Origin of the sequence: Stutzerimonas stutzeri, from assembly GCF_013522825.1 — a bacterium.
Taxonomy (GTDB): domain Bacteria; phylum Pseudomonadota; class Gammaproteobacteria; order Pseudomonadales; family Pseudomonadaceae; genus Stutzerimonas; species Stutzerimonas stutzeri_AK.
Window position 1 is genome coordinate 1 of sequence record NZ_JAAMQZ010000121.1, and the last position, 248, is coordinate 248.

The following is a 248-nucleotide window of genomic DNA, read 5'->3' on the forward strand; positions in this document are numbered from 1 at the left end:
GGGGCCGGAACATGTCCTGAGCTTCGCACCCACGCGCTCGGGCAAGGGCGTGGGCTTGGTGGTGCCTACGTTGCTTTCGTGGCCGGCGTCCGCCGTCATTCACGACATTAAGGGAGAGAACTGGAAGATCACGGCGGGCTGGCGTTCGCGCTTTTCGCACTGCCTGCTTTTCAACCCCACCGATAGGCAGTCGGCCGCCTACAACCCGCTGCTTGAAGTCCGGCGCGGCGCACATGAAGTGCGCGACG

At 64.5% G+C, this 248-nt stretch carries 1 protein-coding gene; it reads left to right on the forward strand.

Going from position 1 to position 248, the window contains the following annotated elements; genetic code table 11:
* On the forward strand, positions 1-248 hold a 248-nt coding region (locus G7020_RS23865; protein WP_181087231.1), incomplete at both ends, for a type IV secretory system conjugative DNA transfer family protein.